This window comes from Stenotrophomonas sp. STK17_22, assembly GCF_051983905.1.
Lineage (GTDB): Bacteria > Pseudomonadota > Gammaproteobacteria > Xanthomonadales > Xanthomonadaceae > Stenotrophomonas > Stenotrophomonas maltophilia_A.
Genome location: NZ_CP197010.1, coordinates 4,664,602 through 4,679,750, shown reverse-complemented (window position 1 = coordinate 4,679,750; position 15,149 = coordinate 4,664,602). Strand labels below are relative to the sequence as shown.

Genomic DNA, 15,149 nt, shown 5'->3' with positions numbered 1-15,149 from the left:
GCATCCTGCGCCCTGCGCGCGCAGGGACATGCGGGCCCGTCGGCGCGTTCACGGCACCACGGGCAGCGGGGAGGGAGTTGTCTGGCGGGGCCGCGGGCGCGGCGTGGCTGGATGCCGTCGCGGCAGCGACGGGGTGACAATGGTAGCCAATCACCCCGGCCAATGCCGCATGACCATGGTCATGCAACGCATTCGGTAGTGCCGGCCGCTGGCCGGCAACCTGCCGGAATCTGCGGGCGCGTGCCGGGTTGCCGGCCAGCGGCCGGCACTACCGTCAAACAATCAATGCACTTCGTCGTGGTACACGAACTTCGGCATTTCCCAGCGGTAGTGGATCGCCAGCAGGCGCAGCGCGAAGCCGCCGCCGAGGCAGCACAGGATCGCGGTGGCGTCGGCCACGCCCCAGTGCAGCAGCAACAGGTAGGCCGCGCCGGTCAGCAGCGCGATGATCGCGTACAGCTCCTTCTGGAAGATCAGCGGCACCTCGTTGCAGAGAATGTCGCGCAGCACGCCGCCGAACGCGCCGGTCAGCATGCCGGCGATCAGCACGATCGGCATGGCATGGCCGGCCTCGCGCGCGATCGAACAGCCGATCAGGGTGAAGGCGATCAGGCCCAGGCCATCGAGCACCAGGAAGGTGCGGCGGAAGTGGTGCATCCAGCGCGCCACCCAGGTGGCGATCAGCGCCGCGCACACGGTGAAGCCCAGGTACTCGGGATGCTTCACCCAGCCCAGCGGGTAGTGGCCGAGCAGGATGTCGCGCAGCGAACCGCCCCCGAGGGCGGTGACGCAGGCGATCATGACCACCCCGAACAGGTCCATGCGGCGACGGCCGGCGGACAGCGCGCCGGTCATGGCTTCGGCGGAAATGGCGATCAGGTAGATGATGGACAGCAGCATGGGACAGGCTCCGGGCGCGGTGGGGCCGGCCATGCGCGACTACCGCCACTGCCTGCGCAATGACGGGATGACGATGACCGGTGCCGCTCCCGCTGTCCTTTTGCCTGAGAGTTCAGCGGCGTTGGCCGCGTGCCCCTTCGGCGGATCGTCCCGGGCGTGCCCGGTGACCTCTCTCCAGCTCGGCGAGTCGAATGCATGGTTGGTGGGATTCCAGCCCACCGGCCTGAGCGATCATGGGAGCCTGCGCCTTCGGCGGGCGCCAGCGCGGCGCCTCTCTCCTGCATTCGGGCGCCAGTATATCCGCTGCAGTGCAGCACGGCATAATCCGGGCATGGCCCCGTCCCTCCGCCCGTGGTTCCTGTACCTGCTCGAATGCCGCGATGGCAGCTACTACGCCGGCATCAGCACCGATGTGGAGGCGCGTTTCGCCGCCCACCAGGCCGGCAAGGGCGCGCGCTACACCCGGGCACGGCCGCCACTGCGCGTGCTGGCCGTGCGCGAGTACCCGGACCGGGCCGCCGCCTCGCGGGCCGAGTGGCAGCTCAAGCAGCAGCCGCGCGAACGCAAGCTGGCCTGGCTGCAGGCGCCGGTCCTGTAGATCCACGCCATGCGTGGATGGTGTGCTGGGCCATGCCATCATCGCCACATCCATCGACACAGGAAGCGGTCCGATGAAATCCTGCTGGATGCTGATGTTGACGTTCTGTATCACCCTGTCGGCCTGCGCCCAGACTCCGCCACCGCTGCAGCACGGGCAGATCGGCAGCGCCGCCGAACTGGCCGCACAGCGCGGCCCGGACACGCCCGAGCCCATCCACCTGCGCCGCGACCAGGTGCCGCCCGATCTGGTCGACCTGATCCCGCTGGCCGAAAAATGGGGCATCGGCGATGACCTGCTGCGCGATGAGATGCAGGAACATGCCACCGACGCGGAAAAGCGCGCGATAGCTGATGCGCTGAAGCATCGGCATGCGCGCATCTCCGCCTGGCTCGACAGTTTCCCGCAGGGCCAGCCGATGACCGACGAAGCGGCCGCGTTCCTGTACATGCAGCTGAGCGTCGACGAAATGGGCCTGATGCAGTAGATCCACGCCATGCGTGGATGCGGCTTGCCCATGCCATGATCGCCCCGCGCCCAGAGCTGGAGACCCGGATGTCCACGATTGCCCTGCTGTTCGCTCTTTCCGCAGCAACGAGCCCTGCCGCCGACCCGGCCACCATCGCGGCCATCGAAGCCACCTGCCACGATTACGTCGACGGCCAGCTGGAGGCCGACCCGCAGCGCGTCGCCCGCTCCCTGCACCCGGACCTGGCCAAGCGCGCGGTGCTCGGCGATACACCCGACGAACGCCTGGGCCTGCGCCGCATGTCGAAGGAAGAGCTGGTCGCGTTGACGAAGCAGGGCGCGCTGAAGACCCCGAAGGATCAATGGGACCGCCGCTGCACGGTGCTGGACGTGACCGGCAACGCCGCCTCGGTGCGGCTGGAAACCCCGTGGTTCGTCGACTACTTCCACATGGGCCGCTTCGACCAGCGCTGGGTCATCGTCAATGCACTGTGGTACCCGAAACCGAAGGAGCCGTAGAGCGATGCGTGCTGCCGGCAAAGCATGGATCTCCGTCGTCATGCTGGCCGCGGTCATCGCACTGCTGCCTGGCCTGCTGTACCGGCTCGGGCTGGCGCTGGTGGAAGGCCGGCCGAAGCCGGCGGACCGCGCACCCAGTGGTATGGCTGCGTGCAGCAGTGAGCAGCGCACGGGATTCCAGCCGATGAATCCATGGAGCTTCACGACGCGGTTCTTCGATCCTGAAGCGTTGAAGAAGGCGACTGACGTCGAGCGCGAAGCGTTCTGGGTTGCACGCCGCCACCTGATGCGGCAGCCAAGGCACGACATGCTGCGCTGGCATCTCAGCAGTACCGCACTGACAGTCTGGATCACCCGGCATTGGAGTAGCACGCAGATTGCCGATGCCGCGAGGAAGGAGGATTTCTGCCGCACCTGGTCGAAACGGCGGGTGCCGGGCGGCCCGATGAACCGGTAGATCCACGCCATGCGTGGATGGTGTTGACGGGGTCAGAGCCCTTTCCTGCGGAAAGGGATCCGACCGCGCAGCAGCCGGCCAGCGGCCGGCACTACCGTCGGGGTCGCCGGTCTTCCTGGTCATCACCAAAAATGATGCGCGCGCTGCGCTGGTAGCTCCAGTACGCCACGGCCCAGTTCAGCAGCACCACGATGCGGTTGCGGAAGCCGATCAGGAAGAACACGTGTGCGGCCAGCCAGAACCACCAGGCGAGGACGCCCGAGAGTTGCAGCCGGCCCAGGTGCACGATCGCGGCCATGCGGCCGATGGTGGCGAGGTTGCCGAAGTCGGCGTACTTGAACGGCCCCGGTGCGGCCTTGCCATGCAGACGCGCGCGGATCACCTCGGCCACGTACTTGCCCATCTGCTTGGCGGCGGGCGCAACGCCGGGTACCGGCTTGCCATTGGCCTGGTTCAGTGCGGCCAGGTCACCGGCCACGAACAGCTCGGGGTGCCCAGGCAGGGTGAGGTCGGGTTGCACCTGCACGCGTCCAGCGCGGTCCAGTGGCACCTCCAGGGTGCGCGCCAGCGGTGAAGCGGCCACACCGGCGGCCCACACCACAGTGCGGGCCGGTACGAACTGATCGCCGAGCTTGAAGCCCTGGCTGTCGATGTCGCTCACCGGGGTGCCGGTCAGCACTTCCACGCCCAGCTTTTCCAGCTGACGGCGCGCCTTCAGCGAAAGCACTTCCGGGAACGAAGACAACACGCGTGGGCCGGCCTCGACCAGCCGCACCTTGGCGCTGGCAGGATCGATGTGGCGGAACTCGTTGCGCAGCGTATGCCGCGCGATTTCTGCCAGGGTGCCGGCCAGCTCAACACCGGTAGGTCCACCGCCGACCACGGCGAAGCTCAGCCACGCCGCCTTCTTCGCCGGGTCCGGTTCGGCCTCGGCGCGCTCGAACGCCAGCAGCAGCTTGCGGCGCAGTGCGATGGCATCGTCCAGCGTCTTCAGCCCGGGCGCATCATCGGCCCATTGGTCGTTGCCGAAGTAGGCGTGGGTGGCGCCGGTAGCCAGCAGCAGGCTGTCGTAGTCCAGCGTGCTGCCATCGGCCATGCGGATCTGCCGGGCCTGCTTGTCGATGGTCACCACTTCGCCGAGGCGGACTTCCACATTGCGCTGGTGGCCGAGGATGTGGCGCAGCGGCGCGGCGATGTCCGGCGCGGACAGGCCGGCGGTGGCCACCTGGTACAGCAGTGGCTGGAACAGATGGTGGTTGCGGCGGTCGACCAGGGTGATGCGTATGCGCTCGCGGGCCAGGGCACGGGTGGCCCAGAGACCGGCAAAACCGCCGCCGACAACAACCAGGTGGGGAACGCGCTCGCGACTCATCGACTCACTCCAGTGGGGGCATTGGGGGAAGCGCCTGGCATCTTCGCACGATGGCGCCCTGTCACGTCAGCGCCCGCATGGATCGGCGATACTCGGGTTCAGGCAACCGCCCGTGAGGAGCCCATGAGCGAACCGGAAAAGCGCATCGCCCTGTTGATCGACGCCGACAACGCGCCGGCCTCGAAGATCGACGAGGTCCTGGCCGAAGTCGCCCGCTACGGCGTGGCCAACGTGCGCCGCGCCTATGGCAACTGGAAGAGCCCGCGGTTGAAGGGTTGGGAGGCGGTGCTGCACGAGTACGCGATCCGCCCGATCCAGCAGTTCGCCTACAGCAAGGGCAAGAATGCCTCGGACATGGCGATGGTGATCGATGCCATGGACCTGCTGTACGCGCGCAATCTCGATGGCTTCGCCATCGTGTCCAGCGATGCCGATTTCACCCCGATGGTGATGCGCCTGCTGACCGATGGCGTGAAGGTGTATGGCTTCGGCGAGAAGAAAACCCCGGAGCCGTTCGTCAACGCCTGCTCGAAGTTCACCTATCTGGAAGCGCTGGGCCAGACCCATGCCAGCGTGCCGGATACCGAACAGGCGTCCAGCGAACAGGCATCGAACGAGCCTGTTGCCAACGACGATGCCCGGCCACGCAAGAGTGGTGCGGAAATGCGCAGCGACACGCGGCTGGTGAAGATGCTGCGCCGCGCGGTGTCCGCGGCCGAGGGCGAGGATGGCTGGTCGCACCTCGGCCCGGTCGGCAGCCAGATCGGCAACCAGGCGTCGTTCGACCCGCGCAACTACGGCTACGGCAAGCTCAGTGACCTGCTGGCGGCGATCGGCCTGTTCGAGCTTAAGAAGGATGGCAAGTCCTCCTACGTGCGCGCGCTGCCGAAGAAAAACCGGTAGTGCCGGCCGCTGGCCGGCAGCGCGCAGATGCCCGATTCCGCATCCGCCACCCACACACCCACTCCGATCAGGCGTATCGTTGCCGCTCGCATTGCCAGCAAGGAAAAAACCCGCATGTTGAAGATCTGGGGCCGCCGCAATTCCAGCAACGTCCGCAAGGTGCTGTGGTGCGCCGAGGAAATCGGCCTGCCGTACGAATCCATCGAGGTTGGTGGCAGCCATGGCGGCACGCAGACGCCGGAGTACCTGGCGATGAATCCCAACAGCCTGGTGCCGGTGATCGAAGACCATGGCCTGCCGCTGTGGGAATCGAATGCCATCGTGCGCTATCTGAGTGCGCGCTACGCGCTGGGCACGCTGTACGCCGAAGACCCGATGAAACGTGCCCAGGCCGAGAAGTGGATGGACTGGAGCACCTCGCGGATGGCGCCGCTGTACACCGACCTGATCTGGGGCATCATGCGCACCGCCCCAGCTGACCGCGACGAAGCGCGCATCAATGCCGCCATCGTGCGTGCCGGTGACTACCTGGCGATGGCCGATGCCACGTTGGCCAGACAGCCGTGGCTGTCGGGCGAGACGTTCGCGATGGGTGACATCCCGCTGGGCTCGCTGATCTATGCCTGGTTCGAACTGCCCATCCAGCGCCCGGAACTGCCGCACCTGGCCGACTGGTACGCCCGCCTGCGCGAACGCCCGGCCTACCAGCGCGGCGTGATGTCGCCGCTGACCTGAGGGGTAGCGCCGGGCCATGCCCGGCGAGCGTGGTATGCGGAGGACCGCCGGGCATGGCCCGGCGCTACCGTTCGTCTGCCTCAATACAGATCCGTCGGGTCCATACGGACCGACGGTAGAGTCGAGCTTGCTCGACTGTTTCTGGCGCACGGCAGTCGAGCAAGCTCGACTTTACGCAGCATTGGGCAGCGCCCTCAATACAGATCCGTCGGATCCACATCCAGCGACCAGCGCACTTTGCGTGCCTCCGGCAGCGCATACAGCTGCGGTACCAACTGCCCGAGCACGCTGTGCAATGGCGGCCGCTGCAGGGCAGACAGCAACAGCTGGGTGCGCTGGTAGCCGGCACGCCGCGGCATTGGCGCCGGCATCGGCCCGTAGGCCTCGACCACATTCTGTTCCCCCAGCAGTTGCCGCGCCGCCAGCAGGAACGCATTGGCATGCTCGACCTGCTGTGCCTCGGCGCGCATCAGTGCCAGATGCGCGAACGGCGGGAATCCGGCGGCCTGGCGCTGGTTCAACTCGGCCTGCGCGAACGGGTGGTAGCCACCGCTCACCAGGGTTTCCAGCAGCGGATGCCCGGGGTGATGGGTCTGCAGCCAGACCTCGCCGGGATCGCGTGCACGGCCGGCGCGGCCAGCGACCTGGATCAGCTGCTGTGCCAGTTTTTCACTGGCACGGAAGTCGGCCGAGAACAGCCCTTCGTCGATGCCCACCACCACCACCAGTGTCAGCTTCGGCAGGTCGTGGCCCTTGGCCAGGATCTGCGTGCCGACCAGGATGCCGGGTTGGTCGCCCAGCCTCGCCAGCTGCTGTTCCAGTGCGTCGCGTCGTGAGGTGGTGCCGCGGTCGATGCGCACCACCGGAAAATCGGCAAAGGCGGCGGTGAGGTGCTCTTCCAGGCGTTCGGTACCGATGCCCTGTGGCTGCAGCGCCAGGCTGCCGCAGGCCGGGCATGCCAGCGGCGCCGGTTGCCGCGCACCGCAGTGGTGGCACTGCAGCCGGCGGCCGCCACCATGCACGGTCATCGGTGCGTCGCAGCGGTTGCACGGTGCGGTCCAGCCGCAGTCGTGGCACAGCAGCACCGGTGCGTAGCCACGGCGGTTCTTGAACACCAGCACCTGCTGGCCACGCTGCAGGTGCTCGCCGATGCCGGCCAGAACATCGGCCGAGAGGCCATCGTGCAATGGCCGTTTGCGCACATCAAGGATGCGCACGCGCGGTGGTCGTGCATCGCCGGCACGCTGCTTCAGGCGCAGGTGGGTGTAGCGCCCGGCATAGGCGTTGTGCAGTGTTTCCAGCGAGGGCGTGGCACTGCCGAGCAGCACGGGAATGCCGAGCGCCTTGGCGCGCACCAGGGCGAAATCGCGCGCGTGGTAGCGGATGCCGTCCTGCTGCTTGTAGCTGCCGTCATGTTCCTCGTCGATGATCAGCAGACCGGCCTGCGGCAGCGGCGTGAACACTGCCGAGCGGGTGCCGACAATGACCCGTGCTTCACCACGTGAGGCGGCTGCCCAGACGCGAGCGCGCTCGTTATCGTTCAAGCCCGAATGCAGCGCATGCACGGCGATGCCGAGGCGGCCGCGGAAGCGTGCCAGGGTCTGCGGAGTCAGGCCGATTTCCGGCACCAGCACCAGCGCCTGCCTGCCCTGTGCCAGGCAATGGATGATCGCCTGCAGGTAGACCTCGGTCTTGCCGCTGCCGGTCACGCCATCCAGCAGGAAAGGCTGGAAGCCGTCGGCGGCGTTGATCGCAGTCACGGCCTCGGCCTGGTCCGGGTTGAGCGTGGGCCCGGGCAGCGGCTGCGCATGCTGCGGTGCCACCGTCATCGCCACGCGCTCGGCCAGTGCACGCTTGGCCAGACTGCGTGCGGCGGTGCGCCAGTCCTCCATGCGTTCGCCCAGTACGTCTTCATCCACCACGGCCTCGGCCAGCAGTTCGGCCAACTGCCGCGGGCGGCTGCCGGCGCGCAGCTTCCCGCGCTGGGCATGGCCTTCGGGTGTCAGTTGCCAGCCCCAGTGATGGGTGTCGGGCAGGGCCTCGCCGTGGCGCAGCGGGCCGGGCAGGGCGGTGCTGAGTACTTCGCCCAACGGCGCGTGGGTGTAGCGCGCCAGCCACTGCAGGCTCTGCCACAGCTCACCCTGCAGCAGCGGCTGCGGGTCGCACCAGGTCAACGCCTGGCGGAGTCCCTGGCCGTCGTCGGTCTGGCCGTGTCCCACCACCACACCGACCAGCTCACGGTTGCCGAACGGCACCTTCAGGCGGCAGCCGACCGCAACCGTGGGGGCCACGCCCTCCGGCGACAGGTAGTCGAACAGGCGGGGCAGGGGGACGGGCAGGGCGACCTGCAGGGTCGGAATCGGTGAAAGCATCGGGCCAGTGTACCGGGCCATGCGCGCGCGAATGGCGGAGTGGGCGGCGGCGGGGCGGGGTCCGTTGAATCATAAATGTCACCTAAATATCGGTGTCCATTGGAGATTCAGTCTTATCCACATGTTCTGTGGATAACGCTGTGCGTTACCGGTCGGCGGGCGCGCAGGAGGCCGATGGCGACGGCCTCACGCTCGGGTTGGTCAAAAAATCGCCATACTTTAAAATACATCAAAATCAATGATTTAAGTGTGAAACAATGCTGAAACAGAGTGAATTCAGCTGGATGCCACAGTTTCCTGCGCAGGCAGCGTGGTGCTGTGCACAACCTGCAGCACGAAGTGCCTGTGGGCGCAAGTCCTACGGGCGCCGATGGCCTGCCGCTATCATGCAGGCAGACCTTTGGAGTGATCGATGACGGCTGTGCCCGCCCCTGTTTCCTCGACCGCGGCCGGTGCGCTGTCGGCGTTCCTGCGAGGTGTTGAACGCCGCGCCCTGGTGGTGGCTGAACTGCAGTGCGGCGATGCTGCCCGGGCCGAACAGACCCTGGTGGCGGTGATGCGCGCGTTTGCGGCGGTCGCCAGTGACCTGCCGATGGCGCAGTGGCCGACCCGCTTCTGGACCCTGCTGGGCCAGCGCCAGGCGCTGCGTGAGCCGGTGGGCGGCCAGTGGGAGCCGCCGCTTGCCGCCTTGGGCCAGATGGGACCGTTGCCGCGCCTGGCGCTGTTGCTACGGGTGGGCGGCAGCCTGGATGAAGGTATCGCCACGCGCGTGCTCGACCAGGACGAAGCCGGCTACCAGCAGCTGCTGGCCGATGCCTGCCCGCGTGACGCGCACGGCCAGCCCGACGCCTCGGCCTGGCGCCAGCTGGCCGAACAGGTGCAGCTGCGCATCCGCGATCTGCCCGTCAAACGCCTGCAGCAGCTGCAACAGCCGGCCGCACCGACGAGCAGCAGTGAAGCGCCGACCTCCAGCTGGCGCACCCCGCAGCGCGACGAGCGGGCTGCAGCCACTGGCAAGCGCCGCCGCGCCAATGCCAAGCCGCGCTGGCGCGGTCCGTTGATCCTGCTGGTGACCGTGGCGGTGCTGTTGGCCGCAGCGCTGGGGTGGCGCTACTGGCAGGGGCATTCCTTCGGCAGTGATGCACCGCTGCCGGAGGGTGTGGTCGGCGAAGCCGGTCCGGTGACGGTGGAAGCCCTGCCACCAAGCAAGGTCAACGCCACCCCGGATGCGACCACGGCCCAGGCCACGGACGACGCCACGATGCTGGCCGACCGCGACTATCCGCTGGTGGCCGATGCCGATCTGTATGCGTGGACCGCCGCGGGCGGCCCGCTGCCGGTGGACGAGTCGCAATCCAAGCCGAGCCGGCCGGAGCCGGCCAGCGCCACGCTGGAAACCGCTGCTGCCGATGAATAAGACCGTATTCGCCAGCCTGCTGCTGGCCCTGCCGTTGTCGCTGTCCGCCGCGCCGCAGACCTTGAACGTGCCGCTGCCGCCGCCAGTGCCGGGCAGTTCACCGGCGGCCCCGGCCACCACAGGTACGACGCCCGCTGCGTTCGCCCAGCTCGATGCCCAGCAGCAGCGCCAGCGCCGCGCCGACTACGCCGCATGGCGGGCATTGCCGGAGGGCGAGCGTGAGCGGATCCGTCAGGCCGCTGCGCGATTCAATGCGTTGCCGGCCGACCAGCAGCAGCGCCTGCGCCAGCAGTTCCAGGCGCAGGACCAGGCCTTCCGCGAAGGCTGGCGGCTGGGCCCGCAGCTGGGCCTGGAGTTCCCCAAGCTGCACGGCCTGTTCGGCTTCGTGCCGCCGGAACAGCGCGAGGCCGCGCTGGCCGTGCTGCGCCAGCTCAGCCCGGCGCAGCTGGCCCAACTGACCCTGGTGGCACAGCGCACGCCACCGCAGGAGCGCGACAAGGTCCGCGGCGCGTTCCTCGCGGTGCCGCCGGCCGAGCGCGATACCTGGCTCAAGCGCCAGGCTGGGCAGTAGAAAGAAAAGGGGACGGAGGGGATTAAGTCGTATTAGGCACAGTCGGGCTTGAAACGACTTAATCCCCTCCGTCCCCTTTTTCTGTTCGTAACGTGATCGCAACGCGTGATGCCGGGGCCTGCCGGAATCCAGCATTCACGCCATGTCATGGGAATGCGCGCGCTGCACGCGTAAGATGGCGGCCCGCAACCCGGTGCCTGTGCCCTTCGCGCGCAACCGTAGTTCGCGTCAAGCACCTTATGTCTACTGCAACCTCCACGCCGCGCTTCAGCAAGGAAGTCGGCGCTACCGGTCTGCTCGCCCTGCCGCTTGTGCTCGGGCATGTGTCCACCGGTCTGATCTCCTTCGTCGACAATGTCATTGCCGGCCACCACGCCACGGCGACCCTGGCCGCGGTGACCATCGGCACCGCCCTGCTGTGGCTGCCGATGCTGATCCCGATCGGCACCCTGATCTCACTCACCGCCTCGGTGTCGCAGCTGCATGGCGCTGGCCGCGAGCGCGAGATCGGCCCGCTGTTCCGCCAGGCACTGTGGCTGGCGCTGGGCCTGGGCCTGATCATGTTCACCTTCCTCACCGTGGTGCCGCCGCTGCTGCCTGCGTTCGGCATCGCACCGGACATCGTGCCGGGGGCCACCGCGTTCCTGCACGCGGTGCGCTGGGGCGGACCTGCGCTGACCCTGTACTTCTGCATGCGCTATCTCAGCGAGGGCATGCACTGGACGCTGCCGACCATGCTGCTCGGCTTCGGTGGCCTGCTGGTGCTGGCACCGATGGGCTACGTGCTGGCCAACGGCAAGCTCGGCTTCCCGGAAATGGGCGCCGAGGGCCTGGGCATCGCTTCGGCGGTGATGATGTGGCTGCAGGCGATCGCCTTCGCCACCTACCTGTGGTTCACCAAGCGCTTTGCCCACCTGCAGCTGTTCTCGCACTTCGAAGGACCGCGCTGGAAGGCGATCTGGGACCTGCTGCGCACCGGCCTGCCGATCGGCATCACCGTGCTGATGGAGGGCGGCCTGTTCATCGTCACCGCGCTGCTGATCGGCCGCCTTGGTGCCAATGAAGCGGCCGCGCACCAGATCGCGATCAACGTCGCCCAGCTGTGCTTCATGATCCCGATGGGCGTGGCCGAGGCCACCACCGTGCGCGTCGGCCATGCGGTCGGTCGTGGCGATGGCTTCGGCGTGCGGCGCGCGGCCTGGGCCGGCTACGCGATCATCATGGGTACGCAGACGTTGTCGGCAGCGGTGCTGCTGTTCGGCCATGACGCCATCGTCGGTGTCTACACCAACGACCTGGCAGTGGCCGGCCTGGCCTCCACCCTGCTGCTGTACGCGGCCACCTTCCAGTTCCCGGATGGCATCCAGGTGCTGTCGGCCGGCGCGCTGCGCGGGCTGAAGGACACCCGCGTGCCGATGTTCATCGCCATGTTCGCGTACTGGGGCCTGGGCATGCCGCTCGGCGCCGGGCTCGGCCTGGGCCTGGGCATGGGCCCGCAGGGCATGTGGATCGGCCTGATCGTCGGCCTCACCGCCGCCGCCATCCTGATGGGCTGGCGCCTGCGCCGCAGCAGCCTGCACATCGGCCAGTCCAGCCTGTCCTGATCCGTCCCGCCCGCCCTGCCGACCCATGGCGGGCGATCCCCTGACTTGTGTCCGATGCCGCATCACACGGCACCGGCTATGCTGGCACCACGGCAAGAAGCCATCCGGAGCGTTCCATGAATCAACCCGTGCCCCCGCTGCCCCCGGCGCGTCGCAACCCCGTCGCCAGTTTCTTCATCGGGCTGTGGGACGTCATGAACTTCACCCGCCGGTTGATCCTCAACCTGGTGTTCTTCGGCCTGCTGTTCCTGCTGCTGGTGATGTTCGTCATCGCCGCCGGCATGGGCGCCGGTGCCAGCAAATCGCTGCAGGACCGCACCACCCTGGTGATCGCGCCGGAAGGCCGCCTGGTCGAGCAGTTCAGCGCTGACCCGGTCAGCCGCGCGCTGGCCAAGGCGGTGGGCGACAACGGTGCCGAAGAGATCCAGCTGCGCGACCTGCTGCGGGTGATCGAGTCGGCCAAGGAAGACAAGAAGATCGAGCGCGTGGTGCTGGAGCTGGACAAGCTGCAGCCGTCGGGCTTCGCTTCGCTGCGTGAAGTGGCCGCGGCACTGCAGGACCTGCGTGCGTCCGGCAAGCAGCTGGTGGCCTACAGCGAGAGCATGGGCCAGTCGCAGTACCTGCTGGCCGCACAGGCCGACGAGGTCTACCTGGACCCGATGGGGTCGGTGGTGCTCGAGGGCCTGGGCCGCTACCGCCAGTACTTCCGCACCGGCCTGCAGGACAAGCTGGGCGTGGACGTGCACCTGTTCAAGGTGGGCGAGTACAAGTCCGCCGCCGAACCCTACGTGCTCGACGCCGCTTCGCCGGCCTCCAAGGAAGCCGACCTGTTCTGGATGAACGACGTGTGGCAGCGCTACCTGGGCGACATCGCCAAGGCCCGCCGCCTGGATCCGGCACAGCTGGCCGCCGGCATCGACACGCTGCCGGAAGGCATCGCCGCTGCCGGTGGTGACCTGGCCAAGTTCGCCCTGCAGCAGAAGCTGGTGACGTCGCTGAAGACCCGCGAGGAATTCGAGGATCTGATGATCGAGCGCGGCGTGGCCGACGAAGATGCCGACGGTGGTTTCCGCAACATCGACTTCGGCTCCTACCTGGGCCAGCTCGATGCGCGCCGCAACCCGGTCGACAGCCGTCCGCAGGTGGCGGTGGTGGTGGCCGCCGGCGAGATCAGCGGTGGCGACCTGCCGGCCGGCCGCATCGGTGGCGAATCGACCTCGGCGCTGCTGCGTGCCGCGCGTGACGACGAGAACGTGAAGGCCGTGGTGCTGCGCGTGGATTCGCCGGGTGGTGAAGTGTTCGCCTCCGAGCAGATCCGCCGCGAAGTGGTGGCCCTGCAGGCCGCCGGCAAGCCGGTGGTGGTGTCGATGGGCGACCTGGCCGCCTCCGGTGGCTACTGGATCAGCATGAATGCCGATCGCATCTATGCCGATCCGTCGACCATCACCGGTTCGATCGGCATCTTCGGCATGGTGCCGAACTTCAGCCGCGCGCTGGACAAGATCGGCGTGCACACCGACGGTGTCGGCACCACCCGTTTCGCCGGTGCGTTCGATGTCACCCGCCCGATGGATCCGGCCGTGGGCCAGGTCATCCAGTCGGTGATCAACAAGGGTTACGCCGACTTCACCGGCCGCGTCGCCGACGCCCGCAAGAAGCCGGTCGAGGCCGTCGACGAAGTGGCCCGTGGACGCGTGTGGAGCGGTGCGCAGGCCAAGGAACGTGGCCTGGTCGATGCCTTCGGTGGCCTGAAGGATGCGGTGGCCGATGCCGCCAGCCGCGCCAAGCTGGGCAAGGCTGACGCCTACCGCGTGCGTTACATCGAGAAGGCGGCAACGCCGTTTGCGCAGTTCGTCAGCGGTTTCGCCGGCAGCCGTGCAGGTGCCTGGATGCTGTCCGACTCGGGCATGGCGCGGATGGTGCTGGCGCGCACGATGCCCGAAGTGGATACGCAGCTGCGCTTTGTCGAGAACGCGGCCCGCGAGAAGGGCAACGGCACGCCGGTGAAGGCGCTGGCGTACTGCTTCTGCGGGTTCTGATCGGACGCCATCCACGCACGGCGTGGATCTACTGGAAGCGCCCGGCCTCGGCCGGGCGTTTTCGTCTGCGGGGTTACTGCGTCGCGTCGGCCTCGGCCTTGCGCTCACGCGCGGCGGCATCGTCCACGGTCTTCTGCACGCCCTTGGCGCGGTCCAGCGGTTCGTTGATTGCGCGCGACATCGCCCGGGGCACCGGTGGCTTTTCCGGGTTCGGCGCCGGTGGGCGCTGGCAGCCCGCCAGCAGCGCGGTGGCCAGCAGGGACGTGGACAGGATCAGGATGCGCATGGCGGCACTCCGTGATGGGCGTGCGGGCAGTGTCGCATCCTCGGCAGGGGGCGGTCGTGAGCGCGTATCCTTGCCGCATCGAAACACAGCGGGCGCGGCCCGGGAGAACACATGACCCAGCAACGGTGGCGCCTGGACGGCCAGACCGCCCTGATCACCGGCGCCAGCGCCGGCATCGGCCTGGCCATCGCGCATGAACTGGCTGGCTTCGGCGCCGATCTGATGATCGTCGGCCGTGATATCGACATGCTGGAGACCGCGCGCGACGAACTGCTGGACGTGTATCCGCAGATGCAGGTGCATGCGCTGGCCGCCGATGTCTCAGACGACGAGGACCGCCGCCAGATCCTGGACTGGGTGGAGGATCATAGTGATGGCCTGCACATCCTGGTCAACAACGCCGGCGGCAATGTCACCAAGGCGGCCACGGAGTATTCCGAGGACGAATGGCGGAAGATCTTCGAGACCAACCTGTTCTCGGCCTTCGAGCTGTCGCGCTATGCACATCCCTTGCTGGCACGCCACGCGTCGTCATCCATCGTCAACGTCGGCAGCGTGTCCGGCCTGACCCATGTGCGCAGCGGCGTGGTCTACGGCATGACCAAGGCGGCGATGCACCAGATGACCCGCAACCTGGCCGTCGAGTGGGCCGAGGATGGCATCCGGGTCAACGCGGTGGCGCCGTGGTACATCCGCACGCGGCGCACGTCCGGTCCGTTGGCGGACCCGGACTACTACGAGGAAGTGATCAACCGCACGCCGATGCGTCGTATCGGCGAGCCGGAGGAAGTGGCCGCAGCCGTGGGCTTCCTGTGCCTGCCTGCGGCCAGCTATGTGACCGGCGAGTGCATCGCGGTGGACGGCGGTTTCCTGCGCTACGGGTTCTGATCTTTCAGCAGGTAGTGCCG

The 15,149-nt window shown here is 67.8% G+C and carries 15 protein-coding genes and 2 riboswitches; of the genes, 11 read left to right on the top strand and 4 right to left on the bottom strand.

Going from position 1 to position 15,149, the window contains the following annotated elements; translation table 11 throughout:
- Nucleotides 1-282: 282 nt before the first annotated feature.
- Complete coding sequence (locus ACSYS9_RS21795) at nucleotides 283-900, bottom strand: trimeric intracellular cation channel family protein (RefSeq protein ID WP_005411215.1); 618 nt, start codon at nucleotides 898-900, stop codon at nucleotides 283-285.
- Between the two features lie 84 nt (nucleotides 901-984).
- Nucleotides 985-1,088, bottom strand: a riboswitch (glycine riboswitch).
- A gap of 13 nt (nucleotides 1,089-1,101) precedes the next feature.
- A riboswitch (glycine riboswitch) is annotated at nucleotides 1,102-1,191 on the bottom strand.
- Between the two features lie 40 nt (nucleotides 1,192-1,231).
- On the opposite strand from ACSYS9_RS21795, the gene ACSYS9_RS21790 reads away from it, so the two are divergent.
- The 4 genes from ACSYS9_RS21790 to ACSYS9_RS21775 all read left to right on the top strand — a co-directional run bounded on the left by ACSYS9_RS21790 (nucleotide 1,232) and on the right by ACSYS9_RS21775 (nucleotide 2,942).
- Nucleotides 1,232-1,498 carry a GIY-YIG nuclease family protein gene (locus tag ACSYS9_RS21790; protein WP_049452937.1) on the top strand — a complete coding sequence of 89 codons (267 nt, stop codon included), beginning with the start codon at nucleotides 1,232-1,234 and terminating at the stop codon, nucleotides 1,496-1,498.
- 94 nt (nucleotides 1,499-1,592) lie between these two features.
- Nucleotides 1,593-1,985: a hypothetical protein gene (locus ACSYS9_RS21785; protein ID WP_240792093.1), complete on the top strand. Its 393-nt coding sequence runs from the start codon at nucleotides 1,593-1,595 to the stop codon at nucleotides 1,983-1,985.
- Nucleotides 1,986-2,053: 68 nt separating this feature from the next.
- Nucleotides 2,054-2,485, top strand: coding sequence for a nuclear transport factor 2 family protein (locus tag ACSYS9_RS21780; protein ID WP_071227870.1), 432 nt, complete (start codon nucleotides 2,054-2,056; stop codon nucleotides 2,483-2,485).
- A gap of 4 nt (nucleotides 2,486-2,489) precedes the next feature.
- Complete coding sequence (locus tag ACSYS9_RS21775) at nucleotides 2,490-2,942, top strand: hypothetical protein (protein WP_071227869.1); 453 nt, start codon at nucleotides 2,490-2,492, stop codon at nucleotides 2,940-2,942.
- A gap of 91 nt (nucleotides 2,943-3,033) precedes the next feature.
- Here ACSYS9_RS21775 and ACSYS9_RS21770 read toward each other — a convergent pair whose 3' ends face one another.
- Entirely contained in the window at nucleotides 3,034-4,314 is a 1,281-nt protein-coding gene (locus tag ACSYS9_RS21770; RefSeq protein WP_071227868.1) for an NAD(P)/FAD-dependent oxidoreductase, read from the bottom strand.
- 123 nt (nucleotides 4,315-4,437) lie between these two features.
- Between ACSYS9_RS21770 and ACSYS9_RS21765 the strand changes: the two genes are divergently transcribed.
- Together ACSYS9_RS21765 and ACSYS9_RS21760 are read left to right on the top strand one after the other, a co-directional pair.
- A complete protein-coding gene (locus ACSYS9_RS21765; RefSeq protein ID WP_005411210.1) occupies nucleotides 4,438-5,217 on the top strand; it encodes an NYN domain-containing protein in 780 nt (259 codons plus the stop codon).
- Nucleotides 5,218-5,331: 114 nt separating this feature from the next.
- Nucleotides 5,332-5,952 carry a glutathione S-transferase family protein gene (locus ACSYS9_RS21760; protein WP_071227867.1) on the top strand — a complete coding sequence of 207 codons (621 nt, stop codon included), beginning with the start codon at nucleotides 5,332-5,334 and terminating at the stop codon, nucleotides 5,950-5,952.
- Nucleotides 5,953-6,146: 194 nt separating this feature from the next.
- Here ACSYS9_RS21760 and ACSYS9_RS21755 read toward each other — a convergent pair whose 3' ends face one another.
- Complete coding sequence (locus ACSYS9_RS21755; RefSeq protein WP_071227866.1) at nucleotides 6,147-8,324, bottom strand: primosomal protein N'; 2,178 nt, start codon at nucleotides 8,322-8,324, stop codon at nucleotides 6,147-6,149.
- Nucleotides 8,325-8,736: 412 nt separating this feature from the next.
- On the opposite strand from ACSYS9_RS21755, the gene ACSYS9_RS21750 reads away from it, so the two are divergent.
- The 4 genes from ACSYS9_RS21750 (at nucleotide 8,737) to sppA (ending at nucleotide 13,955) form a co-directional block, all read left to right on the top strand.
- The gene (locus tag ACSYS9_RS21750) at nucleotides 8,737-9,741 is read left to right on the top strand and encodes a hypothetical protein (protein WP_071227865.1); all 1,005 of its coding nucleotides are present in this window, start codon (nucleotides 8,737-8,739) and stop codon (nucleotides 9,739-9,741) included.
- On the top strand, nucleotides 9,734-10,312 hold the full coding sequence (locus ACSYS9_RS21745; protein WP_049423404.1) for a DUF3106 domain-containing protein: 579 nt from the start codon (nucleotides 9,734-9,736) through the stop codon (nucleotides 10,310-10,312). Before ACSYS9_RS21750 ends, ACSYS9_RS21745 begins: the two co-directional genes overlap by 8 nt.
- 239 nt (nucleotides 10,313-10,551) lie before the next feature.
- A complete protein-coding gene (locus ACSYS9_RS21740; RefSeq protein WP_071227864.1) occupies nucleotides 10,552-11,916 on the top strand; it encodes an MATE family efflux transporter in 1,365 nt (454 codons plus the stop codon).
- A gap of 116 nt (nucleotides 11,917-12,032) precedes the next feature.
- Entirely contained in the window at nucleotides 12,033-13,955 is a 1,923-nt protein-coding gene (sppA, locus tag ACSYS9_RS21735) for a signal peptide peptidase SppA (protein WP_071227863.1), read from the top strand.
- Nucleotides 13,956-14,028: 73 nt separating this feature from the next.
- On the opposite strand, the gene ACSYS9_RS21730 is transcribed toward sppA, so the two are convergent.
- Entirely contained in the window at nucleotides 14,029-14,241 is a 213-nt protein-coding gene (locus ACSYS9_RS21730) for a hypothetical protein (RefSeq protein ID WP_049400999.1), read from the bottom strand.
- Between the two features lie 111 nt (nucleotides 14,242-14,352).
- Here ACSYS9_RS21730 and ACSYS9_RS21725 point away from each other — a divergent pair, with 111 nt between their 5' ends.
- The gene (locus ACSYS9_RS21725; RefSeq protein WP_010481164.1) at nucleotides 14,353-15,129 is read left to right on the top strand and encodes an SDR family oxidoreductase; all 777 of its coding nucleotides are present in this window, start codon (nucleotides 14,353-14,355) and stop codon (nucleotides 15,127-15,129) included.
- Nucleotides 15,130-15,149: the final 20 nt, after the last annotated feature.